Origin of the sequence: Escherichia sp. E2748 (genome assembly GCF_005781125.1) — a bacterium.
In the GTDB taxonomy this organism is placed as follows: domain Bacteria; phylum Pseudomonadota; class Gammaproteobacteria; order Enterobacterales; family Enterobacteriaceae; genus Escherichia.
Genome location: NZ_VATP01000003.1, coordinates 166,361 through 189,682 on the forward strand (window position 1 = coordinate 166,361; position 23,322 = coordinate 189,682).

Consider the following 23,322-nt stretch of genomic DNA (forward strand, 5'->3'; position numbering starts at 1 on the left):
CCACCTTTTCGGTGGCGTTTTTTATCGCCCACGCACCACCAGTGCCTGATCCAGTTCCCGATACGCCTCCACCAGCTCTTCCAGAGAAACTCGACTTAAACCGCTGGGATTTGGCAGTACCCAGATCTGCGTCGAACCAATAGTGAGCGTTTGTTTCCCCCACTGTGCGCCGCGCTGGCTGAATCCCTGCTCATAGGCCTGTTTGCCCAAAATCGCCAACGCCTGAGGCTGATAATCTTCAATTTTTTCAATCAACTTACGCCCGCCAGCGTGCAGCTCCTGCTTTGAAACTTCATTGGCTTGCACTGTTGGACGGTCTACCAGTTTGGTGACGCCACAACGATAATCCAGCAGATGCTGTGCCTCCTGCGGCTTCAACTGTCTGTCAGTAAACCCGGCCTGATAAATCACCTTCCAGAAACGGTTCGCCGGATGAGCAAAAGGAAAGCCAGTATCCGCAGATGAAAGCCCCGGATTGATGCCGCAAAACACCACGCGCAACCCTGGTGCAATAATATCTTCAACCATATTAACCCCTAAACAACACAACCAAGGGAAAGTATAACGAATTGAAAACACATTGTTTATAAAAACAGCAGGCGCGCGGTAATGGCTGGATTGCGACACGGAGTTACTTTATAATCCGCTACCATGGCCCCTTAGCTCAGTGGTTAGAGCAGGCGACTCATAATCGCTTGGTCGCTGGTTCAAGTCCAGCAGGGGCCACCAAATACAGTAAAGGCTGACGAGAAATCGTCAGCCTTTTTCTTTTCATATATCAGTTACTTCGCGTGCCAGTAAGCCGCTGCGCGTACCCGTTGAGGGTCATACTGTTCCGCTTCAAAGCGACGGCTTAAATTCTTCACCACCTTCCCTTCACCGGTTATCCAGATGAAGTAATCATCGGCAGGGATTTGCATCTGCGCCAGACGCGCATCTACCGCCTGCTCATCATGCGCCAACCATTCGATATTAAAACCATCAAGGTGCGCGAGATAATCCTGACAGGCGTTATCCCGCACGCTGACCAGCGCGGTAACTTGCGGTTTAGCAGCAAGTTTGCTCAACGTTTCCAGGCGGCGGCGTAGTGCGGGCATCCCGGACTCATCGCAAACATACAGCTGATACGCGTAATCTTCCGGCACCACCAGCGAACCGCGCGGTCCTGCCACCGTGAGTTTATCACCCGGTTGCGCCTGCATCGCCCAGCCGCTGGCGACCCCACCGTCGTGAATAAAGAAATCGATCGCCAGTTCATGGCGTTGTTCGTCATACAACGGCGTATAGTCACGCGACGGTGGGCGTGGTCCTTCCGGCCAGACGATCCCCTCTTCCGTTACCGTTGGCGGCACAAAGTGAGCGTCAGATTGAGGGAAGAAGAGTTTGCTGTGATCGTCAAAGCCACGCGACGTAAAGCCGTCCAGCGCCTCGCCGCCGAGGACAATGCGCTGAAAACCGGCGCTGATGCGCTCAGCGCGTAACACAGTCAGTTCACGGAAGCGCAGATCATTGCGAACGCGCTGCGGGTAGCGGGGGGAGTTATTCATTGTTATCGCCTTCGTGATGGTAATCAGATATATCTAAATAAATTTCGTAAATGATAATGATTGCTAATCATGATAAATGCAAGCGATTTGTAGAACTGATATATCTGAAGTATGTGAAGGCATTCAGCGCCATAGCAAGGCTGCCGGATGCGGCGTGAACGCCTTATCCGGCCTGGATGTTGAGTACATCTGCGTTTAAAAATCATTTTTACACTTGCAAGAACTCTCACATCAGATATAAATTAGATATATCTAATTAAGCAAAAGGAGGCTGATATGAGCCATCATCACGAAGGGTGTTGTAAACATGAAGGCCAGCCACGCCATGAAGGCTGCTGCAAAGGTGAGAAGCCAGAACACGAGCACTGCGGACACGGTCACCAGCATGAACACGGTCAATGCTGCGGTGGTCGCCACGGTCGCGGTGGCGGTCGTCGGCAACGTTTCTTTGGTCACGGTGAATTGCGTCTGGTGATTCTGGATATTCTCTCGCGCGATGACAGCCACGGCTACGAGTTGATTAAAGCGATTGAGAATCTAACCCAGGGGAATTACACCCCAAGCCCGGGCGTCATCTACCCGACGCTGGATTTTCTGCAGGAGCAGTCGCTAATTACCATCCGCGAAGAGGAAGGCGGCAAAAAGCAGATTGCGTTGACCGAACAAGGCGCGCAGTGGCTGGAAGAAAACCGCGAACAGGTGGAGATGATTGAAGAACGCATCAAAGCGCGTTGCGTTGGCGCTGCGCTGCGCCAGAACCCGCAAATGAAGCGGGCGCTGGATAATTTTAAAGCGGTGCTGGATTTACGCGTCAATCAGAGCGACATCAGCGACGCGCAGATAAAAAAGATCATTGCGGTGATCGACCGCGCCGCTTTTGATATTACGCAATTGGATTAATCACCGATTGCCGGATGCGGCATAAACGCCTTATCCAGCCTACGCGCCACGTTGGCCTGATAAGATGTGCCAGCATCGCATCAGGCATCGTGCTCCAACCGCCGGATGCGGCATACCGATTAATGCAGCACCGTCACCGCGTCTTCCAGTCGGCTGGCGCGGTGTTTCACCATCGCCGACACCTGCGCACTCTCTTCCACCAACTCGGCGTTTTTCTGCGTGATCAGGTTAAGCTCATCCACCGCACGGGTCAGGCAGGAAAGCCCATCGGCCTGTTCCAGCGTTGAATGGCTAATCTGGGCGATCAACTGCGTGACGTTTTTTACCTGCGCCACAATATCATCCATCGTCCGTCCGGCGGCGTGTACCTGCTGCGAACCGGATTGCACCTTATCAGCACTGGCATCAATCAGCTTGCGGATATCGTTGGCAGCATTGGCGCTGCGGCTGGCTAAATGACGCACTTCCCCTGCCACCACTGCAAAACCTTTGCCCTGTTCTCCGGCACGCGCCGCTTCCACCGCCGCATTCAGGGCGAGAATATTGGTCTGAAACGCAATATCGTTAATCAGCGAAGTAATGGTGCCAATGCGCTGGGTACTGTCGGCGATATCGTCCATCGTCTTGATCACCGTGGTCATAGCTTCCCCGCCCTGCACAGCCGCATTACTGGCGGTGATAGAAAGTTTATCGGCAGCCGATGCTGTGGCTGAGTTCTGTTTCACCGACGCCGCCATCTGGTTCATGGTCGCTACAGTTTGCTGGACATTATCTACCGTCTGCTGAGTATGCTCGTTCAGTTCATCAGTGCCTTTTGCCAGCGCCTCACTACCGTTTCTGACGCTGGAAACCTGGCTTGAGACATCATTAATCAACCAGCGACACATCAGGCCAAGCTGCCCTACCGCGCGTAATGTCAGCCCCAGCTCATCGCTGCGATTCAAATGCTCAACACTATTACGTTCTCCGGTAGCCACCTTCAGTGCCTGGCTGGCGACATTTTCTATCGGGCGTACAATTTGCCTTTCAAAACAGGCATTTCCCAACAACATCACTAACGCACAGAGGAAATACGTCACCACCGGGGCAGCGGCAAACCAGAGCATGGCCGCCAGCACGATAAACATCAGTGTCATCACTCCACGCACTCGCCAGCGAAGCGGTAATGACGGCAGTTTTCCCAACCAACCGTTACGTACCACCAGCCCTTTATGCATACGTTTATTGGTACGTCCAGCGTTCAGCGCCTTATACAGCGGCTCTACCGCCGCGATCTCTTCATCCGTCGCCCGGGAGCGAATCGACATATAGCCACTGATTTTGCCCTCGCGCACCATCGGCACCGCATTGGCCCGCACCCAATAATGGTCGCCATTTTTGCGGCGATTTTTCACGATACCGCTCCAGGGTTCCCCTTTTTTCAGGGTGTACCACATATCAGCAAACGCCGCTTTTGGCATATCAGGGTGACGCACCATCTTGTGCGGCTGGCCCTGTAACTCCTGCAAGGTATAGCCGCTTACTTGTACAAAAGAATCATTGGCGTGGGTGATATAGCTTTGCAGATCGGTAGTGGACATCAGGGTAGTATCGTCAGCCAGCGGGGTATTTTGCTGGGTGACATACGGATGAGAAGACATAATCGCGTCCTGTGCAGGTTATATGGTTGTTAACTTCTTGTCGGAGGTTATGTCGGCCCCGGCGCGGTTATCTTTAGCACTTTAATTTGATTTAGATCGCAATTTGCGTTCTAAGCACAAGCACTAATCCATTGATTTAAAATACTTTCACTCTGTTATTATCCGAAGCCGTTAATTATCTTGCCCAAAAATCAGGCATTTATTGCCCTGAAAGAGTGCATTTGCGCAGCGATAGCAAAATTCCCCCCCGATAAAATCGTGCAAAATAACGACAACAGTTAACGTTTAGCATTAAATGTTACACAAATGATAATACGATTTGTGTTTATCCCGATTTTCGCGATCGCAGCCGGAGTGGCGCAATCCCTGCAATACTTAAATCGGTATCATGTGATACGCGAGCCTCCGGAGCATATTTTGAACAGGTTACCTTCGAGCGCATCGGCTTTAGCGTGCAGCGCCCACGCCCTGAATCTCATTGAGAAGCGAACGCTGGATCATGAGGAGATGAAAGCACTTAACCGAGAAGTGATTGAATACTTCAAAGAGCATGTCAATCCGGGGTTTTTAGAGTATCGCAAATCTGTTACCGCCGGCGGGGATTACGGAGCCGTAGAGTGGCAAGCGGGAGGTTTAAATACGCTTGTCGACACCCAGGGACAGGAGTTTATCGACTGCCTGGGAGGTTTTGGAATTTTCAACGTGGGGCACCGTAATCCAGTTGTGGTTTCCGCCGTACAGAATCAACTTGCGAAACAACCGCTGCACAGCCAGGAGCTGCTCGATCCGTTACGGGCGATGCTGGCGAAAACTCTTGCTGCGCTAACGCCCGGTAAACTGAAATACAGCTTCTTCTGTAATAGCGGCACCGAGTCCGTTGAAGCGGCGCTGAAGCTGGCGAAGGCTTACCAGTCACCGCGCGGCAAGTTTACTTTTATTGCCACCAGCGGCGCGTTCCACGGTAAATCACTTGGCGCGCTGTCGGCCACGGCGAAATCGACCTTCCGCAAGCCGTTTATGCCACTGCTGCCAGGGTTCCGTCATGTGCCGTTTGGCAATATCGAAGCCATGCGCACGGCTCTTAACGAGTGCAAAAAAACCGGTGATGATGTGGCTGCGGTGATCCTCGAACCGATTCAGGGCGAAGGTGGCGTAATTCTGCCGCCGCCAGGCTATCTCACCGCCGTGCGTAAGCTGTGCGATGAGTTCGGCGCACTGATGATCCTCGATGAAGTACAAACGGGCATGGGGCGCACGGGCAAAATGTTTGCCTGCGAGCATGAGAACGTACAGCCGGACATCCTGTGTCTGGCAAAAGCCCTCGGCGGCGGCGTGATGCCGATTGGCGCAACCATCGCTACTGAAGAGGTGTTCTCTGTCCTGTTCGACAACCCGTTCCTGCATACCACCACCTTTGGCGGCAACCCGCTGGCCTGTGCGGCGGCGCTGGCGACCATCAATGTGTTGCTGGAGCAGAATTTACCGGCTCAGGCTGAACAAAAAGGCGATATGTTGCTGGACGGTTTCCGTCAACTGGCGCGGGAATATCCCGATCTGGTGCAGGAAACGCGTGGTAAAGGGATGTTGATGGCGATTGAGTTTGTTGATAACGAAATCGGCTATAACTTTGCCAGCGAGATGTTCCGCCAGCGCGTACTGGTGGCCGGAACGCTCAATAACGCCAAAACGATCCGCATTGAACCGCCACTGACACTGACCATTGAACAGTGTGAACTGGTGATCAAAGCGGCGCGTAAGGCGCTGGCGGCCATGCGAGTAAGTGTCGAAGAAGTGTAATATCAAATCGGATGGCGATACGACGTCGCCATCCGATCTATTTATACGATACGTACGCCCGCAGGCATCATCCGCTCCGGCGTTAACAGCACGCTTTCACTGCCGTCATCGGTTTCCGCACACAACAGCATGCATTCCGACGTTTCACCGCGCATTTTCGCTTTTTGCAGATTGCATAAGACCACCACCGTTTTCCCCATCAGCTCTTCTTCGCTGTAGTACGGCACCAGGCTGGTCACGGTTTGCAGCGTTTTTTCACCCACATCAACCTGTACGATGTACAGCTTGTCGGCGTTTTCATGGCGTTTCACTTCCACAATCTTTCCGACGCGCATTTCCAGACGTGCAAAATCAGCGTAAGCCACGGTTTCCATTGCTTCCTCCCTTCGAGTAAAATTTTACTAAACTATAGCAAAAGTTTTTCTCAATCCTGTAGGCTAAAAATGGAGAATGCAGGCGTGATCACATTCGTAAGCCGCTGTGTTACCGTTACAGCGTCAAAGAAACGCGCTTTATTTACTGAAAACAGGTGACCCGATAAGCACTTCCTCTACAATGGGGGCGCACATCAGGGAAAGTAAAAAAGGTAAACATGGCAACACTAAAAGACATCGCAATCGAAGCTGGCGTATCCCTGGCGACAGTATCCAGGGTCTTAAATGACGATCCGACATTGAATGTGAAAGAAGAGACGAAACATCGCATTCTCGAGATCGCCGAAAAGCTGGAGTACAAGACCAGTAGTGCCCGTAAACTCCAGACAGGTGCAGTCAACCAACACCATATTCTGGCTATCTACAGCTACCAGCAGGAGCTGGAGATCAACGATCCTTACTATCTGGCGATCCGCCACGGCATTGAAACCCAGTGCGAAAAGCTGGCGATCGAACTGACCAATTGTTATGAACACAGCGGCTTACCAGACATTAAAAACGTCACCGGTATTTTAATTGTCGGCAAACCCACGCCCGCCCTGCGCGCCGCTGCCAGCGCGTTGACCGACAATATCTGTTTTATCGACTTTCACGAACCCGGCAGTAATTACGATGCAGTAGATATCGATCTGGCACGCATCAGTAAAGAAATCATCGACTTCTATATCGATCAGGGCGTTAATCGCATTGGTTTTATTGGCGGCGAGGACTTGCCTGGCAAGGCGGATATTCGTGAGGTCGCCTTTGCGGAATATGGCCGACTGAAACAAGTGGTACGCGAAGAGGATATCTGGCGCGGCGGTTTTTCCAGTTCGTCGGGCTATGAACTGGCAAAACAGATGCTGGCGCGGGAAGACTATCCGAAGGCACTGTTTGTTGCTTCCGATTCCATTGCTATCGGCGTACTGCGGGCAATTCATGAACGTGGTCTGAACATCCCACAGGATATTTCGCTTATCAGCGTGAACGACATCCCCACCGCGCGATTTACCTTTCCGCCGCTCTCCACCGTGCGCATCCATTCCGAAATGATGGGAAGCCAGGGCGTTAACCTGGTGTATGAAAAAGCCCGCGATGGTCGCGCGCTGCCGCTATTAGTCTTCGTTCCCAGCAAATTAAAACTGCGCGGCACGACCCGTTAAATCCCCTTACACACTGTCCGGCAATCTTTTTTGCCGGACAGTGCTGCCGTTTATTTTCGTGATCCAGTTAAAGTAAATGCATTTACTCGCTACATTTTAGTAAAAATTTTACTAAACTCCCCAGCAATTACACAAACTACCATCACCATGAATGGTTCCGATTTCTCTCTACCGGGAGGCCCTATGAATCGCTGGGAAAACATTCAGCTCACCCACGAAAACCGACTTGCTCCGCGTGCGTACTTTTTTTCATATGACTCTGTTGCGCAGGCGCGTACTTTTGCCCGTGAAACCAGCAGCCTGTTTCTGCCCTTAAGCGGTCAGTGGAATTTCCACTTTTTTGACCATCCGCTGCAAGTACCAGAAGCCTTCACCTCTGAGTTAATGGCTGACTGGGGGCATATTACCGTCCCCGCCATGTGGCAAATGGAAGGTCACGGCAAACTGCAATATACCGACGAAGGTTTTCCGTTCCCCATCGATGTGCCGTTTGTCCCCAGCGATAACCCAACCGGTGCCTATCAACGTATTTTCACCCTCAGCGACGGCTGGCAGGGTAAACAGACCCTGATTAAATTTGACGGCGTCGAAACCTATTTTGAAGTCTACGTTAACGGTCAGTATGTTGGTTTCAGCAAGGGCAGTCGCCTGACCGCAGAGTTTGACATCAGCGCGATGGTTAAAACCGGCGACAACCTGTTATGTGTGCGCGTGATGCAATGGGCGGACTCCACCTACGTGGAGGACCAGGATATGTGGTGGTCAGCGGGGATTTTCCGCGATGTTTATCTGGTCGGAAAACAACTCACGCATATTAACGATTTCACCGTGCGCACCGACTTTGACGAAGCCTATTGCGATGCCACGCTGTCCTGCGAAGTGGTACTGGAAAATCTCGCTGCCTCCCCTGTCGTCACGACGCTGGAATATACCCTGTTTGATGGCGAACGCGTGGTGCACAGCAGCGCCATTGATCATCTGGCAATTGAAAAACTGACCAGCGCCAGCTTTGCTTTTACTGTCGAACAGCCGCAACAATGGTCAGCAGAATCCCCTTATCTTTACCATCTGGTCATGACGCTGAAAGACGCCAACGGCAACGTTCTGGAAGTGGTGCCACAACGCGTTGGCTTCCGTGATATCAAAGTGCGCGACGGTCTGTTCTGGATCAATAACCGTTATGTGATGCTGCACGGCGTCAACCGCCACGACAACGATCATCGCAAAGGCCGCGCCGTTGGAATGGATCGCGTAGAAAAAGATCTCCAGTTGATGAAGCAGCACAACATCAACTCCGTGCGTACCGCTCACTACCCCAACGATCCGCGTTTTTACGAACTGTGTGATATCTACGGCCTGTTTGTGATGGCGGAAACCGATGTCGAATCGCACGGCTTTGCTAATGTCGGCGATATCAGCCGCATTACCGACGATCCGCAGTGGGAAAAAGTCTACGTCGAGCGCATTGTTCGCCATATTCACGCGCAGAAAAACCATCCGTCGATCATCATCTGGTCGCTGGGCAATGAATCCGGCTACGGCTGTAACATCCGCGCGATGTACCACGCAGCGAAGGCGCTGGATGACACGAGACTGGTGCACTACGAAGAAGATCGCGACGCTGAAGTGGTCGATATTATTTCCACCATGTACACCCGCGTGCCGCTGATGAATGAGTTTGGTGAATACCCGCATCCGAAGCCGCGCATCATCTGCGAATACGCTCATGCGATGGGGAACGGACCTGGTGGGCTGACGGAATACCAGAACGTTTTCTATAAGCACGATTGCATTCAGGGCCATTATGTCTGGGAATGGTGCGACCACGGGATCCAGGCGCAGGATGACAACGGCAATGTCTGGTATAAATTCGGCGGCGACTACGGCGACTATCCCAACAACTATAACTTCTGTCTTGATGGTTTGATCTATTCCGATCAGACGCCGGGACCGGGCCTGAAAGAGTACAAACAGGTTATTGCGCCGGTAAAAATCCACGCGCTGGATCTGACTCGCGGCGAGCTGAAAGTCGAAAATAAACTGTGGTTTACCACGCTTGATGACTACACCCTGCACGCAGAGGTGCGCGCCGAAGGTGAAACGCTCGCGACGCAGCAGATTAAACTGCGCGACGTTGCGCCGAACAGCGAAGCCCCCTTGCAGATCACGCTGCCGCAGCTGGACGCCCGCGAAGCGTTCCTCAACATTACGGTGACCAAAGATTCCCGCACCCGCTACAGCGAAGCCGGACACCCTATCGCCACGTATCAGTTCCCGCTGAAGGAAAACACCGCGCAGCCAGTACCTTTCACGCCGAATAATGCGCGTCCGCTGACGCTGGAAGACGATCGTTTGAGCTGCACCGTTCGCGGCTACAACTTCGCGATCACCTTCTCAAAAATGAGTGGCAAACCGACATCCTGGCAGGTGAATGGCGAATCGCTGCTGACCCGCGAGCCAAAGATCAACTTCTTCAAGCCAATGATCGACAACCATAAGCAGGAGTACGAAGGGCTGTGGCAGCCAAATCATTTGCAGATCATGCAGGAGCATCTGCGCGATTTTGTCGTTGAGCAAAGTGATGATGAAGTGTTGATCATCAGCCGCACAGTTATTGCCCCACCGGTGTTTGACTTCGGGATGCGCTGCACCTACATCTGGCGCATCGCTGCCGATGGCCAGGTTAACGTGGCGCTTTCCGGCGAGCGTTACGGCGACTATCCGCACATCATTCCGTGCATCGGTTTCACCATGGGGATTAACGGCGAATACGACCAGGTGGCGTATTACGGTCGTGGACCGGGCGAAAACTACGCCGACAGCCAGCAGGCTAACATCATCGATATCTGGCGCAGCAACGTCGATGCCATGTTCGAGAACTATCCCTTCCCGCAGAACAACGGCAACCGTCAGCATGTCCGCTGGACAGCACTGACTAACCGCCACGGCAACGGTCTGCTGGTGGTTCCGCAGCGCCCAATTAACTTCAGCGCCTGGCACTATACCCAGGAAAACATCCACGCTGCCCAGCACTGTAACGAGCTGCAGCGCAGTGATGACATCACCCTGAATCTCGACCACCAGCTGCTTGGCCTCGGCTCTAACTCCTGGGGCAGCGAGGTGCTGGACTCCTGGCGCGTCTGGTTCCGTGACTTCAGCTACGGCTTTACGTTGCTGCCGGTTTCTGGCGGAGAAGCTACCGCGCAAAGCCTGGCGTCGTATGAGTTCGGCGCAGGGTTCTTTTCCACGAATTTGCACAGCGAGAATAAGCAATGAGGATCATCGATAACTTAGAACAGTTCCGCCAGATTTACGCCTCTGGCAAGAAGTGGCAACGATGCGTTGAAGCGATTGAAAATATCGACAACATTCAGCCTGGCGTCGCCCACTCCATCGGTGACTCATTGACTTACCGCGTGGAGACAGACTCCGCGACCGATGCGCTATTTACCGGGCATCGACGCTATTTTGAAGTGCATTACTACCTGCAAGGGCAGCAAAAGATTGAATATGCGCCGAAAGAGACATTACAGGTAGTGGAATATTATCGTGATGAAACTGACCGTGAATATTTAAAAGGCTGCGGAGAAGCCGTTGAGGTCCACGAAGGGCAAATCGTTATTTGCGATATCCATGAAGCATATCGGTTTATCTGCAATAACGCGGTCAAAAAAGTGGTTCTCAAAGTCACCATCGAAGATGGTTATTTCCATAACAAATAACAACTACGGCGGCAAAAGGAGTTTGCCACCACCTCTACCCTACTCATTTTCGGAGATGTGTTATGTCTGATACCAAACGTAATACAATCGGCAAATTCGGCTTGCTCTCGCTGACTTTTGCCGCCGTTTACAGCTTTAACAACGTTATCAATAATAATATTGAGCTTGGACTGGCCTCGGCACCGATGTTTTTCCTTGCGACGATTTTTTATTTTATTCCCTTCTGCTTGATCATCGCAGAATTTGTTTCGTTAAATAAAAACTCAGAAGCCGGTGTCTACGCATGGGTAAAAAGTTCGCTGGGCGGACGTTGGGCATTTATTACTGCCTATACCTACTGGTTCGTAAATCTGTTCTTTTTCACCTCGCTGTTGCCGCGCGTTATTGCTTATGCTTCGTATGCCTTCCTCGGCTACGAATATATTATGACGCCGATTGCCACCACTATTATTAGTATGGTGCTATTCGCCTTCTCCACCTGGGTTTCCACCAACGGGGCGAAAATGCTGGGGCCAATTACCTCCGTCACTTCAACGCTGATGCTGCTGTTAACGCTCTCCTACATTTTACTGGCAGGTACGGCACTGGTTGGCGGCGTACAGCCTGCCGATCCGATCACCGTTGAAGCGATGATCCCGAACTTCAACTGGGCGTTCCTCGGCGTTACCACCTGGATCTTTATGGCCGCAGGTGGCGCGGAGTCCGTCGCGGTGTACGTTAACGACGTCAAAGGCGGTTCGAAATCGTTCGTTAAAGTGATCATCCTCGCCGGGATTTTTATCGGCATACTGTATTCCGTCTCCTCAGTGCTGATTAACGTCTTCGTCAGCAGCAAAGAGTTGAAATTTACCGGTGGATCGGTGCAGGTATTCCACGGCATGGCGGCGTATTTTGGTCTGCCGGAAGCGCTGATGAATCGCTTTGTCGGTCTGGTGTCCTTTACCGCGATGTTCGGCTCCCTGCTGATGTGGACTGCAACACCGGTGAAAATTTTCTTCTCCGAAATCCCGGAAGGCATCTTTGGTAAGAAAACCGTCGAACTTAACGAAAACGGCGTTCCGGCGCGCGCGGCGTGGATCCAGTTCCTGATCGTCATCCCGCTGATGATTATCCCGATGCTCGGTTCCAATACCGTGCAGGATCTGATGAATACCATTATTAATATGACTGCCGCAGCGTCCATGCTTCCGCCGTTATTCATCATGCTGGCTTACCTGAATTTACGCGCCAAATTAGATCACCTGCCACGCGATTTCCGTATGGGCTCCCGCCGCACCGGTATTATCATTGTTTCAATGCTGATTGCGATATTTGCCGTAGGGTTTGTCGCTTCGACATTCCCGACTGGCGCGAATATTCTGACCATCATTTTTTATAACGTCGGCGGTATTGTTATCTTCCTCGGATTTGCGTGGTGGAAATACAGTAAATATATAAAGGGATTAACGGCTGAAGAGCGCCATATTGAAGCGACGCCAGCCAGCAATGTTGATTAAGCAGACTAATAAAAAATGAGCAGGCATTTTCCCTCTTCCTGGATGGGGAGAGGGAAAATAGTTTCTGCCTTTCTATTTTTATAATTACAACGATAAAAGGCTGTACTTTTTCTTTAGCTCATGGATTAACACAATGAAATTAATCACTGCACCATGCAGAGCATTACTTGCTCTGCCGTTTTGCTATGCCTTTTCTGCGATGGGCGAAGAAGTACGTCCGGCAGAACATGACGACACAAAAACACCCGCAATTACCTCAACATCTTCTCCTTCATTTCGTTTTTACGGCGAATTAGGGGTTGGTGGATATATGGATTTAGAGGGTGAGAATAAACATAAATACAGCGACGGCACCTATATTGAAGGTGGCCTGGAGATGAAGTACGGCTCCTGGTTCGGCCTGATTTACGGCGAAGGCTGGACCGTGCAGGCCGACCACGACGGCAATGCCTGGGTGCCTGACCATAGCTGGGGCGGTTTCGAAGGTGGGATTAACCGTTTCTATGGCGGTTATCGTACCAATGATGGCACCGAAATCATGCTCAGTCTGCGTCAGGATTCCTCGCTGGATGACCTGCAATGGTGGGGCGACTTCACGCCCGATCTGGGCTACGTCATTCCCAATACCCGCGACATTATGACCGCGCTGAAGGTACAGAACTTAAGCGGCAACTTTCGTTATAGCGTCACCGCCACACCTGCCGGACATCATGACGAAAGCAAAGCCTGGCTACATTTTGGCAAGTACGATCGCTACGACGACAAATACACCTATCCGGCAATGATGAACGGTTACATCCAGTATGACCTTGCCGAAGGCATCACCTGGATGAACGGTCTGGAAATCACCGACGGCACCGGACAACTCTATCTGACGGGCCTGCTTACCCCTAACTTTGCCGCTCGCGCCTGGCACCATACCGGACGCGCCGACGGGCTGGACGTACCGGGAAGTGAAAGCGGGATGATGGTGAGCGCCATGTATGAAGCGTTAAAGGGCGTTTATCTCTCCACCGCTTACACCTACGCCAAACATCGCCCTGACCACGCTGATGATGAAACCACCTCTTTCATGCAGTTTGGTATCTGGTACGAATACGGCGGCGGACGTTTCGCAACGGCTTTTGATAGCCGCTTCTACATGAAAAATGCCTCTCACGATCCCAGCGACCAAATCTTCCTGATGCAATATTTCTACTGGTAATAAGGACAGTAATCTCATGAAAATCAAAACTATTTTAACACCAGTAGCCTGTGCCCTGCTGATGAGTTTTTCCGCCCATGCCGCCAACGCCGACAATTATAAAAACGTGATTAACCGTACCGGCGCGCCGCAGTACATGAAGGATTACGATTACGACGACCACCAGCGTTTTAATCCGTTTTTCGATCTCGGAGCCTGGCATGGCCACTTGTTGCCAGACGGCCCGAACACCATGGGCGGTTTTCCGGGCGTAGCGCTGCTGACGGAAGAATACATCAACTTTATGGCCAGCAATTTCGACCGCCTGACCGTCTGGCAGGACGGCAAGAAAGTCGACTTCACGCTGGAGGCATACAGTATTCCCGGCGCGCTGGTGCAAAAACTGACAGCAAAAGATGTGCAGGTCGAAATGACTCTGCGCTTCGCCACGCCGCGCACGTCACTACTGGAAACTAAAATCATCAGCAATAAACCGCTGGATCTGGTGTGGGACGGCGAACTGCTGGAAAAACTGGAAGCGAAAGAAGGGAAACCGCTTTCCGATAAAACCATTGCTGGCGAGTACCCTGACTATCAGCGCAAAATCAGCGCCACCCGTGATGGCCTGAAAGTCACCTTTGGCAAAGTGCGCGCCACCTGGGATCTGCTGACCTCCGGCGAATCGGAATATCAGGTGCATAAATCCCTGCCGGTGCAGACTGAAATCAACGGCAATCGCTTTACCAGTAAGGCGCATATCAACGGTTCAACGACGCTCTATACCACCTATTCCCACCTGCTGACCGCTCAGGAAGTTAGCAAAGAGCAGATGCAAATCCGCGATATTCTGGCGCGTCCGGCGTTTTATCTCACCGCCTCGCAGCAACGCTGGGAAGAATACCTGAAGAAAGGATTAACCAATCCGGATGCGACGCCGGAACAGACGCGCGTCGCGGTGAAAGCAATCGAAACGCTCAACGGTAACTGGCGCTCACCGGGCGGCGCGGTGAAATATAACACCGTCACGCCGTCGGTGACCGGACGCTGGTTCTCCGGCAATCAGACCTGGCCGTGGGATACCTGGAAGCAGGCGTTTGCGATGGCGCATTTCAATCCGGACATCGCCAAAGAGAATATCCGTGCGGTCTTCTCCTGGCAGATCCAGCCCGGCGACACCGTGCGTCCACAGGATGTGGGCTTTGTCCCCGACCTGATAGCGTGGAACCTTAGCCCCGAGCGTGGCGGCGATGGTGGCAACTGGAACGAACGTAACACCAAACCCAGCCTTGCCGCCTGGTCGGTGATGGAAGTGTATAACGTCACCCAGGATAAAACCTGGCTGGCAGAGATGTACCCGAAACTGGTGGCCTATCACGACTGGTGGTTACGTAACCGCGATCATAACGGCAACGGCGTGCCGGAATATGGCGCGACCCGCGACAAAGCCCACAACACTGAGAATGGCGAGATGCTGTTTACGGTGAAAAAAGGTGACAAAGAAGAGACGCAGTCTGGGCTGAACAACTACGCCCACGTGGTGGAGAAAGGCCAGTACGACAGTCTGGAAATTCCGGCACAGGTCGCTGCGTCGTGGGAATCGGGCCGTGATGATGCCGCCGTCTTTGGTTTTATCGACAAAGAACAGCTGGATAAATATGTCGCTAATGGCGGCAAACGTAGCGACTGGACGGTGAAATTCGCCGAAAACCGCAGTCAGGACGGAACATTGCTGGGCTACTCGCTATTGCAGGAGTCGGTGGATCAGGCCAGCTATATGTACAGCGATAATCATTATCTGGCGGAGATGGCAACCATCCTCGGTAAGTCGGAAGAGGCTAAGCACTATCGCCAGTTGGCACAGCAGCTCGCGGACTACATCAACACCTGTATGTTCGACCCGACTACACAGTTCTACTATGACGTGCGCATTGAAGATAAACCGCTGGCGAACGGCTGCGCGGGCAAACCGATTGTTGAGCGCGGTAAAGGGCCGGAAGGCTGGTCGCCGCTGTTTAACGGTGCGGCAACGCAGGCCAACGCCGACGCGGTGGTGAAGGTGATGCTCGATCCTAAAGAGTTCAACACCTTTGTTCCGCTGGGAACGGCGGCGTTAACCAATCCGGCTTTTGGCGCTGATATCTACTGGCGCGGGCGCGTATGGGTGGATCAGTTCTGGTTTGGTCTGAAAGGGATGGAGCGTTACGGTTATCGTGATGATGCCCTGAAGCTGGCGGATACGTTCTTCCGGCACGCCAAAGGATTAACCGCCGATGGCCCAATTCAGGAGAATTACAACCCGCTGACTGGCGCACAGCAAGGCGCACCAAATTTCTCCTGGAGTGCCGCGCACTTGTATATGTTGTATAACGATTTTTTCCGTAAGCAGTAATTTGCAACGACTGGCGGATGCGGCGTTAACGCCTTATCCGCCCTACATGTGCAATTCCCCAGGCCGGATAAAACGCGGCAAGCGTTGCATCCGGCGTTACCACCGGGCGTATTCTTTTTGAATCCCATCACAAACCCCGCACTCCCCTTTTCCCTTTTCTCCGGCGACGGCTAAATTAGAACTCATCCGACCACATAACAATTATTTTACATACTGGACAATTTTATGAGCTACCCGTCGCTGTTCGCCCCGCTGGATTTAGGTTTTACCACGTTAAAAAACCGCGTGTTGATGGGCTCAATGCACACCGGGCTGGAGGAATACCCGGACGGTGCCGAGCGGCTGGCAGCGTTTTATGCCGAACGCGCCCGTCACGGCGTGGCGCTGATTGTCAGCGGCGGCATTGCACCAGATTTAACAGGCGTTGGCATGGAAGGTGGCGCAATGCTCAACGACGCCAGCCAGATCCCACACCATCGCACCATTACCGAAGCCGTACATCAGGAAGGCGGCAAAATCGCCCTGCAAATTTTGCATACCGGGCGCTACAGCTACCAACCGCATCTGGTCGCTCCCTCCGCATTGCAGGCCCCCATCAACCGTTTCGTTCCTCACGAACTCACCCATGAAGAGATCCTGCAACTGATCGACGATTTCGCCAGCTGCGCACAACTGGCGCGGGAGGCCGGATACGACGGTGTAGAGGTAATGGGTTCCGAAGGGTATTTGATCAACGAATTTCTGACGCTGCGCACCAATCAGCGTAGTGACCAGTGGGGCGGCGATTACCGCAACCGGATGCGATTTGCCGTAGAAGTAGTGCGTGCGGTGCGCGAACTTGTTGGCAACGACTTCATTATTATCTACCGACTGTCGATGCTCGACCTGGTCGAAGGCGGCGGTACTTTTGCCGAAACGGTAGAGCTGGCGCAGGCCATTGAAGCGGCGGGCGCGACCATTATCAACACCGGCATTGGCTGGCATGAAGCGCGTATTCCGACCATCGCCACGCCCGTGCCGCGCGGTGCCTTTAGCTGGGTCACGCGCAAACTGAAAGGCCACGTTTCGCTGCCGCTGGTGACCACCAACCGGATTAACGATCCGCAGGTTGCCGACGACATTCTCTCGCGCGGTGATGCGGACATGGTGTCGATGGCGCGACCGTTCCTTGCTGATGCCGAGCTGCTATCAAAAGCGCAATCGGGACGAGCCGATGAGATCAACACTTGTATTGGCTGCAATCAGGCCTGTCTCGATCAGATCTTCGTTGGCAAAGTCACCTCGTGCCTGGTGAATCCTCGCGCCTGCCACGAAACCAAAATGCCAATCCTTCCCGCCATGCAGAAAAAAAATCTGGCGGTAGTCGGTGCAGGTCCGGCAGGGCTGGCGTTTGCCATTAACGCGGCGGCGCGTGGTCATCAGGTAACGTTGTTTGACGCGCACAGCGAGATCGGCGGGCAATTTAATATCGCCAAACAGATCCCCGGCAAAGAGGAGTTTTACGAAACGCTGCGCTATTACCGCCGCATGATCGAAGTGACGGGCGTGACGCTAAAACTCAATCACACCGTGACGGCGGATCAGTTACAGGCGTTCGATGAAACGATCCTCGCTAGCGGGATCGTACCGCGAATTCCGCCCATTGACGGGATCAATCACCCGAAGGTGTTGAGTTATCTCGATGTACTGCGCGACAAAGCGCCGGTGGGCAACAAAGTTGCCATCATCGGTTGTGGCGGGATTGGTTTTGATACGGCGATGTATTTAAGTCAGCCGGGCGAATCCACCAGCCAGAATATCGCCGAGTTCTGTAATGAGTGGGGGATCGACAGTAGCCTGCAACAGGCTGGAGGTTTGAGTCCGCAAGGCATGCAGATCCCCCGTAGCCCACGGCAAATTGTGATGCTCCAGCGCAAAGCCAGCAAACCAGGACAAGGGTTGGGCAAAACTACGGGCTGGATCCATCGCACCACCCTGCTCTCGCGCGGCGTGAAGATGATCCCTGGCGTAAGTTACCAGAAGATCGACGATGAAGGGCTGCATGTAGTGATCAACGGCGAAACGCAGGTGTTAGCAGTGGATCATGTGGTGATCTGCGCAGGGCAAGAGCCAAACCGCGCGCTGGCGCAACCGCTGATTGATAGCGGGAAAACTGTGCATTTAATTGGCGGCTGCGATGTGGCTATGGAGCTGGACGCACGACGGGCGATCGCGCAGGGGACACGGCTGGCGCTGGAGATTTAAATCGTGCATTGAAGTGCCGGATGCGACGCTTGACGCGTCTTATCCGGCCTCGGGGTAACGTGCTGAACGTAGGCCGGATAAGGCGTTTACGCCGCATCCGGCAGGCCGCGTTAATCAATAAACAATGCAGGGGAAATGCCGAATCGCGTTGCCAGCTTTTTAGCGTGTTCCAGCGTTAATTTTCTCTTTCCGTTCAAAACGCGTGACACCATCGATTTACTGCCAATTTCCGGCAGATCAGAAAGGGTTAAACCGTATTGATCCATCAGTGTACGAATCACAGCAACACCGCCAGGCATGGCTTGAGCCATGGCATTAAATTCAGCAAATTCAGGCGCTGCCCCCTCCCACGCTGTGATTTTGGCACACACCAGATCCAGCAAGGGGTTTTCAGGATCGTTGAGCAGCAGATGATCGACCAGTTCCAGCGCCTGGACGTATTGTTCTTCGTTCTGGATACCCGCCAGAAAAGGTGCCACAGCGGTTAGCTTTTCTCCTGCTTGCAAGATGTCGGCAATCGCAATCATTTTTTCCCCTTAGTACGATGAACGGCGGTAAAGAAATCGTATTCTTTGTGCGTCATAACTTCACGTATGTAGCACTTTTGCGATTCAAAAAAGACCATTGCTACAACACGTAATTCATTGCCCCCAACATTGAAAACATAATGCTTATCCAGATATTTGAAGTTATCCAGAGATGGGAATACTGCTTTTAATGACTCAGGTTTTTTGAAATATCCCTTAGCAATCGTGTTCCCCAGAGCCACCAACTCCGTTTTATGTTGCGGGTATTTTTCCGCAGCATCTTTCAATGTTTTTTGAGTTATCAGGTGCATTCTTCATCACGTCCGTTGACAAATTGGCAATATGATAACACCCGTTGACAGATTGGCAACGGATGATTTTATCTGCGTGACGGAAGAATAAACGTTGAACAACGCTAAACAAGAGAATGCAGAGGATGGTGACTGGGATTTTTTGTTTTATGGAAGCGCGATTCCAGAACTGGGCAGACATTGCCGGATGCGACGCTTGCCGCGGCTTATCCGGCCTGGGGGTAACGTGCTGAACGTAGGCCAGATAAGGCGTTTACGCCGCATCCGGCAGGTAACTCCCAATCTTATCGACGGCGCCCCAGCTTCACTGCTTTCAGCACCACAAATTTATTATTCGTCGCAATAGTGGTGCAGTTGCCAAAAATTTTCTTCAGTTTATGGAAGTAATCCAGGTGACGGTTGGCAACGATATACAGCTCGCCGTTGATTTTCAGGCAGCGGCGGGCGTGGTGGAACATTTCCCAGGCGACGTTATCGGTTAGCGCATGTTGCTGATGAAACGGCGGGTTGCAGAGCACAGCATTAAAGCGGAAAGGCTCCACGCCGGAGAGCGCGTTGTTGATCATAAACTCGCAGCGATCCAACGCCTCTGGCATGTTGGTTTCGACGTTCAAACGGCTGGAAGCAACCGCCATCGGTGATTCATCGACAAACACCACTTTCGCCTGCGGGTTTTTATCAAGCAGCGTCAGGCCAATAACGCCGTTACCACAGCCGAGATCGACAATCTCCCCTTCGAGATTTTCCGGCAGATGTTGCATAAAGAAGCGCGCGCCAATATCCAGCCCGGTGCGGGAGAAGACATTCGCATGGTTGTGGATAGTCCAGTCAGTACCTTCCAGCTTCCAGCTAACGGTCTGCGGCGCATCGGCCAGCGGCGGTTCATTGAAAGTGCAATTAATCAGGCGCGCTTTTTTCCATGCCAGCGTGGTGGTGGTCGGGCCGAGCACTTTTTCGAACAGTTCCAGCGTGGAAGTGTGAATGTCACGGGCTTTGGCACCGGCAATAATGCGTGTTTCCGGCGTGACCACTTTGCGCAGCGCACGCAGTTGCTGTTCCAGCAATGCCAGTGTTTTCGGTATTTTGATCAGCACCACGCCCGGCTGTTGCGGGTAGTCAGCGGTGCTGTCAAGAAACTTCACGCTCGACTCATCAATCCCGTTGAGGCGTAAATTCTCGCGTGTCGCCAGTTCGCTGATGTATGAGTCGCCGATGCTGTACGGCTTATGTTCCGCCAGCGCACAGCTTAACGCGCCAAAAGCATCATTCAGGATTAACACCGGGCCGCGGATTTCTGTATCGTCCAACTGTTGCAGCAAATATTCATCCGCCGCTTCCCACGCCTGTAGCGGGTTAACGTCATCCGTCGCCGGAAAACGTTGTAGTGTCAGTGAACGGAAACCGTTGTCTAAGTGGCTCATCGGCCCTCCTGAATGATAAAATTTCGACGTTGCCCCTGAAAAGGGTGCGTGAGTATACCCTTTTTCTCTTTTTCGTGGGCGGTTATGAGCAATCTTACTTATCTTCAGGGTTATCCCGAGCAGCTGCTTTCCCAGGTGCGCACGCTGATTAATGAACAGCGTCTGGGCGATGTGCTGGCAAAACGCTATCCGGGAACGCACGACTACGCCACCGATAAAGCCCTCTGGCAATATACCCAGGATCTAAAAAATCAGTTTCTGCGCAATGCCCCGCCGATCAATAAAGTAATGTATGACAATAAGATCCACGTGCTGAAAAACGCGCTCGGGTTACATACCGCTGTTTCACGTGTGCAGGGCGGCAAGCTGAAAGCGAAGGCGGAGATCCGCGTCGCCACCGTGTTTCGCAACGCGCCAGAACCGTTTTTGCGCATGATTGTGGTGCACGAGCTGGCGCATCTGAAGGAGAAAGAGCACAACAAAGCGTTTTACCAGTTGTGCTGCCATATGGAACCGCAGTACCACCAGCTTGAGTTCGACACTCGCCTGTGGCTGACGCAACTGTCACTGGGACAAGACAAAATCTGAAAATGATCTCAGGCGCTATCTTTTCCTCCTTTAGCGCCTAAAATCGACCTCCCCTCTATCGTTAAGGATAACGACCATGCTGCGCGCATTCGCCCGCCTTCTTCGCCGTATTTGTTTTTCTCGCCGGACTCTCAAAATTGCCTGTTTTCTGTTGCTTGTGGCAGGCGCGACGATTTTTATCGCCGATCGGGCAATGGTCAACGCCAGCCAACAACTCACCTGGAGTGACGTCAACGCTATTCCGGCACGTAACGTGGGTTTATTGTTGGGAGCAAGGCCAGGTAATCGCTACTTTACCCGACGTATTGATACCGCCGCAGAGTTGTACCACGCAGGAAAAGTGAAATGGTTGCTGGTCAGTGGCGACAACGGACGTAAAAATTACGATGAAGCGTCAGGCATGCAGCAGGCTTTGATCGCTAAGGGCGTACCGGCAAAAGTGATCTTCTGTGACTATGCCGGATTCTCAACGCTTGATTCAGTGGTTCGTGCCAATAAAGTGTTTGGGGAGAACCATATCACCATTATCTCGCAGGAATTTCATAACCAACGCGCCATCTGGCTGGCAAAACAGTACGGCATCGATGCTATCGGGTTTAACGCGCCAGACCTGAATATGAAGCACGGTTTGTATACTCAGCTGCGGGAGAAACTCGCCAGGGTTAGAGCGGTGATAGACGCAAAAATCCTCCATCGTCAGCCAAAATATCTCGGGCCGTCGGTCATGATTGGTCCGTTTAGTGAGCATGGTTGTCCGGCGCAGAAATAATGCGTATCCGCGCACGTCGAAGATGAAAAAGGCGTGCTACATTGACGGCAGAATCCCTTTATGGAGTATCCACGCGTTATGATACGTTTCGCTGTGATTGGTACGAACTGGATCACTCACCAGTTCGTGGAGGCCGCACATGAGAGCGGTAAATATAAGTTAACCGCCGTCTATTCCCGCAGCCTTGAACAGGCCCAGCACTTCGCCAATGAGTTTTCTGTCGAGCATCTGTTTACGTCGCTGGAAGCGATGGCGGAAAGCGATGCCATTGACGCGGTGTATATTGCCAGCCCGAATGCCCTGCATTTTGCCCAGACGCAGCTTTTCCTTAGCCACAAAATTCATGTGATTTGCGAGAAACCGCTGGCGTCGAATCTGGCGGAAGTGGATGCCGCCATTGCCTGTGCGCGGGAAAATCAGGTGGTGCTGTTTGAAGCATTTAAAACGGCCTGCCTGCCTAACTTTCATCTGTTACGCCAGGCGCTGCCAAAAGTCGGCAAACTGCGGAAAGTCTTTTTCAACTACTGCCAGTATTCCTCGCGTTATCAACGTTATCTGGATGGTGAGAATCCCAACACCTTTAATCCGGCATTCTCTAACGGTTCAATTATGGATATCGGCTTTTACTGCCTGGCGTCGGCGGTGGCGTTATTTGGTGAACCGAAAAGCGTGCAGGCAACCGCCAGTTTGCTGGCAAGCGGCGTGGATGCCCACGGCGTGGTGGTGATGGATTACGGTGATTTCAGCGTTACGTTGCAGCACTCAAAAGTCAGTGATTCTGTCCTGGCGAGCGAGATTCAGGGCGAAGCGGGATCGCTGGTGATTGAAAAACTCTCTGAATGCCAGAAAGTCTGCTTTGTGCCGCGCGGCAGCCAGATGCAGGATCTCACTCAGCCACAGCATATTAATACCATGCTCTACGAAGCAGAGCTGTTTGCTGAACTGGTGGATGAGCATCTGATTAATCATCCGGGGCTGGCGGTTAGTCGCATCACCGCCAAACTGCTGACCGAGATCCGCCGCCAGACTGGGGTGATTTTTCCGGCAGATAGCGTAAAACAATAATGGTTACCGTAAAGCAGTGTAAAAGGCATGTAACAGACCATTGACTGGATGAATGGTCTGTCATACTTTGTTACCTGCAAAGGGGAGTAACTTCATTGTCGGTCGATCGTCATTACGATGTGTGAAAAACCACATCCGGTCACCGGG

At 52.5% G+C, this 23,322-nt stretch carries 19 protein-coding genes and 1 tRNA gene; 13 read left to right on the plus strand and 7 right to left on the minus strand.

Annotated elements, in window-relative coordinates:
• Positions 1-21 precede the first annotated feature (21 nt).
• A complete protein-coding gene (gene mug / locus FEK42_RS06480; RefSeq protein ID WP_135492992.1) occupies positions 22-528 on the minus strand; it encodes a G/U mismatch-specific DNA glycosylase in 507 nt (168 codons plus the stop codon).
• Positions 529-653: 125 nt separating this feature from the next.
• Here mug and FEK42_RS06485 point away from each other — a divergent pair.
• Positions 654-729, plus strand: a tRNA-Ile gene (locus FEK42_RS06485).
• Between the two features lie 53 nt (positions 730-782).
• On the opposite strand, the gene nfeF is transcribed toward FEK42_RS06485, so the two are convergent.
• Positions 783-1,547 (minus strand): NADPH-dependent ferric chelate reductase NfeF, encoded by a 765-nt coding sequence (gene nfeF, locus FEK42_RS06490; protein ID WP_135492993.1) that lies wholly within the window; start codon positions 1,545-1,547, stop codon positions 783-785.
• Between the two features lie 276 nt (positions 1,548-1,823).
• Here nfeF and nfeR point away from each other — a divergent pair, with 276 nt between their 5' ends.
• On the plus strand, positions 1,824-2,447 hold the full coding sequence (nfeR, locus tag FEK42_RS06500; RefSeq protein WP_000017991.1) for a DNA-binding transcriptional regulator NfeR: 624 nt from the start codon (positions 1,824-1,826) through the stop codon (positions 2,445-2,447).
• Between the two features lie 119 nt (positions 2,448-2,566).
• Here the strand turns inward: nfeR and aer are convergent, their stop codons facing one another.
• Positions 2,567-4,087 (minus strand): aerotaxis sensor receptor Aer, encoded by a 1,521-nt coding sequence (gene aer, locus FEK42_RS06505; RefSeq protein WP_138211771.1) that lies wholly within the window; start codon positions 4,085-4,087, stop codon positions 2,567-2,569.
• 417 nt (positions 4,088-4,504) lie between these two features.
• Between aer and ygjG the strand changes: the two genes are divergently transcribed.
• A complete protein-coding gene (gene ygjG, locus FEK42_RS06510) occupies positions 4,505-5,884 on the plus strand; it encodes a putrescine aminotransferase (protein ID WP_167852532.1) in 1,380 nt (459 codons plus the stop codon).
• Between the two features lie 41 nt (positions 5,885-5,925).
• On the opposite strand, the gene FEK42_RS06515 is transcribed toward ygjG, so the two are convergent.
• Positions 5,926-6,258, minus strand: a complete 333-nt coding sequence (locus FEK42_RS06515) for a tRNA-binding protein (RefSeq protein WP_000450588.1) — start codon at positions 6,256-6,258, stop codon at positions 5,926-5,928.
• 218 nt (positions 6,259-6,476) lie between these two features.
• On the opposite strand from FEK42_RS06515, the gene ebgR reads away from it, so the two are divergent.
• The 7 genes from ebgR (at position 6,477) to fadH (ending at position 18,494) form a co-directional block, all read left to right on the plus strand.
• Positions 6,477-7,460 carry a transcriptional regulator EbgR gene (gene ebgR / locus FEK42_RS06520; RefSeq protein ID WP_130210420.1) on the plus strand — a complete coding sequence of 328 codons (984 nt, stop codon included), beginning with the start codon at positions 6,477-6,479 and terminating at the stop codon, positions 7,458-7,460.
• Between the two features lie 183 nt (positions 7,461-7,643).
• A complete protein-coding gene (gene ebgA / locus FEK42_RS06525; RefSeq protein ID WP_135492995.1) occupies positions 7,644-10,736 on the plus strand; it encodes a beta-galactosidase subunit alpha in 3,093 nt (1,030 codons plus the stop codon).
• Positions 10,733-11,182 carry a beta-galactosidase subunit beta gene (locus tag FEK42_RS06530; protein WP_001219950.1) on the plus strand — a complete coding sequence of 150 codons (450 nt, stop codon included), beginning with the start codon at positions 10,733-10,735 and terminating at the stop codon, positions 11,180-11,182. Before ebgA ends, FEK42_RS06530 begins: the two co-directional genes overlap by 4 nt.
• A 62-nt stretch (positions 11,183-11,244) precedes the next feature.
• On the plus strand, positions 11,245-12,678 hold the full coding sequence (locus tag FEK42_RS06535; protein ID WP_135492996.1) for an amino acid permease: 1,434 nt from the start codon (positions 11,245-11,247) through the stop codon (positions 12,676-12,678).
• Positions 12,679-12,811: 133 nt separating this feature from the next.
• Positions 12,812-13,882, plus strand: coding sequence for a protein YgjJ (gene ygjJ, locus FEK42_RS06540; protein WP_130210416.1), 1,071 nt, complete (start codon positions 12,812-12,814; stop codon positions 13,880-13,882).
• Positions 13,883-13,898: 16 nt separating this feature from the next.
• Positions 13,899-16,250: an alpha-glucosidase gene (gene ygjK, locus FEK42_RS06545; RefSeq protein WP_135492997.1), complete on the plus strand. Its 2,352-nt coding sequence runs from the start codon at positions 13,899-13,901 to the stop codon at positions 16,248-16,250.
• Positions 16,251-16,475: 225 nt separating this feature from the next.
• Positions 16,476-18,494 (plus strand): NADPH-dependent 2,4-dienoyl-CoA reductase, encoded by a 2,019-nt coding sequence (fadH, locus tag FEK42_RS06550; RefSeq protein ID WP_135492998.1) that lies wholly within the window; start codon positions 16,476-16,478, stop codon positions 18,492-18,494.
• Positions 18,495-18,604: 110 nt separating this feature from the next.
• Here fadH and higA read toward each other — a convergent pair whose 3' ends face one another.
• The 3 genes from higA to rlmG form a co-directional block, all read right to left on the minus strand.
• Positions 18,605-19,021, minus strand: coding sequence for a type II toxin-antitoxin system antitoxin HigA (gene higA, locus FEK42_RS06555; protein WP_135490382.1), 417 nt, complete (start codon positions 19,019-19,021; stop codon positions 18,605-18,607).
• Entirely contained in the window at positions 19,018-19,332 is a 315-nt protein-coding gene (gene higB / locus FEK42_RS06560; RefSeq protein WP_135492999.1) for a type II toxin-antitoxin system toxin HigB, read from the minus strand. The genes higA and higB overlap by 4 nt, the downstream gene beginning before the upstream one ends.
• A gap of 284 nt (positions 19,333-19,616) precedes the next feature.
• On the minus strand, positions 19,617-20,753 hold the full coding sequence (rlmG, locus tag FEK42_RS06565; protein ID WP_130210408.1) for a 23S rRNA (guanine(1835)-N(2))-methyltransferase RlmG: 1,137 nt from the start codon (positions 20,751-20,753) through the stop codon (positions 19,617-19,619).
• A gap of 84 nt (positions 20,754-20,837) precedes the next feature.
• On the opposite strand from rlmG, the gene FEK42_RS06570 reads away from it, so the two are divergent.
• The 3 genes from FEK42_RS06570 (at position 20,838) to FEK42_RS06580 (ending at position 23,175) form a co-directional block, all read left to right on the plus strand.
• Positions 20,838-21,341, plus strand: coding sequence for a M48 family metallopeptidase (locus FEK42_RS06570; RefSeq protein WP_001295542.1), 504 nt, complete (start codon positions 20,838-20,840; stop codon positions 21,339-21,341).
• 76 nt (positions 21,342-21,417) lie between these two features.
• Positions 21,418-22,110, plus strand: a complete 693-nt coding sequence (locus FEK42_RS06575; protein WP_130210404.1) for a vancomycin high temperature exclusion protein — start codon at positions 21,418-21,420, stop codon at positions 22,108-22,110.
• 78 nt (positions 22,111-22,188) lie between these two features.
• Positions 22,189-23,175, plus strand: a complete 987-nt coding sequence (locus FEK42_RS06580) for a Gfo/Idh/MocA family oxidoreductase (RefSeq protein WP_130210402.1) — start codon at positions 22,189-22,191, stop codon at positions 23,173-23,175.
• Positions 23,176-23,322 lie beyond the last annotated feature (147 nt).

Coding starts and splice junctions, on each gene's coding strand:
- FEK42_RS06530 (WP_001219950.1), top strand. CDS start 10,733: ATGAGGATCATCGATAACTTAGAACAGTTCCGCCAGATTTACGCCTCT.
- ygjK (WP_135492997.1), top strand. CDS start 13,899: ATGAAAATCAAAACTATTTTAACACCAGTAGCCTGTGCCCTGCTGATG.
- nfeR (WP_000017991.1), top strand. CDS start 1,824: ATGAGCCATCATCACGAAGGGTGTTGTAAACATGAAGGCCAGCCACGC.
- FEK42_RS06575 (WP_130210404.1), top strand. CDS start 21,418: ATGCTGCGCGCATTCGCCCGCCTTCTTCGCCGTATTTGTTTTTCTCGC.
- rlmG (WP_130210408.1), bottom strand. CDS start 20,753: ATGAGCCACTTAGACAACGGTTTCCGTTCACTGACACTACAACGTTTT.
- fadH (WP_135492998.1), top strand. CDS start 16,476: ATGAGCTACCCGTCGCTGTTCGCCCCGCTGGATTTAGGTTTTACCACG.
- higA (WP_135490382.1), bottom strand. CDS start 19,021: ATGATTGCGATTGCCGACATCTTGCAAGCAGGAGAAAAGCTAACCGCT.
- aer (WP_138211771.1), bottom strand. CDS start 4,087: ATGTCTTCTCATCCGTATGTCACCCAGCAAAATACCCCGCTGGCTGAC.
- FEK42_RS06535 (WP_135492996.1), top strand. CDS start 11,245: ATGTCTGATACCAAACGTAATACAATCGGCAAATTCGGCTTGCTCTCG.
- FEK42_RS06580 (WP_130210402.1), top strand. CDS start 22,189: ATGATACGTTTCGCTGTGATTGGTACGAACTGGATCACTCACCAGTTC.
- ygjJ (WP_130210416.1), top strand. CDS start 12,812: ATGAAATTAATCACTGCACCATGCAGAGCATTACTTGCTCTGCCGTTT.
- higB (WP_135492999.1), bottom strand. CDS start 19,332: ATGCACCTGATAACTCAAAAAACATTGAAAGATGCTGCGGAAAAATAC.
- nfeF (WP_135492993.1), bottom strand. CDS start 1,547: ATGAATAACTCCCCCCGCTACCCGCAGCGCGTTCGCAATGATCTGCGC.
- FEK42_RS06570 (WP_001295542.1), top strand. CDS start 20,838: ATGAGCAATCTTACTTATCTTCAGGGTTATCCCGAGCAGCTGCTTTCC.
- ebgR (WP_130210420.1), top strand. CDS start 6,477: ATGGCAACACTAAAAGACATCGCAATCGAAGCTGGCGTATCCCTGGCG.
- ebgA (WP_135492995.1), top strand. CDS start 7,644: ATGAATCGCTGGGAAAACATTCAGCTCACCCACGAAAACCGACTTGCT.
- FEK42_RS06515 (WP_000450588.1), bottom strand. CDS start 6,258: ATGGAAACCGTGGCTTACGCTGATTTTGCACGTCTGGAAATGCGCGTC.
- mug (WP_135492992.1), bottom strand. CDS start 528: ATGGTTGAAGATATTATTGCACCAGGGTTGCGCGTGGTGTTTTGCGGC.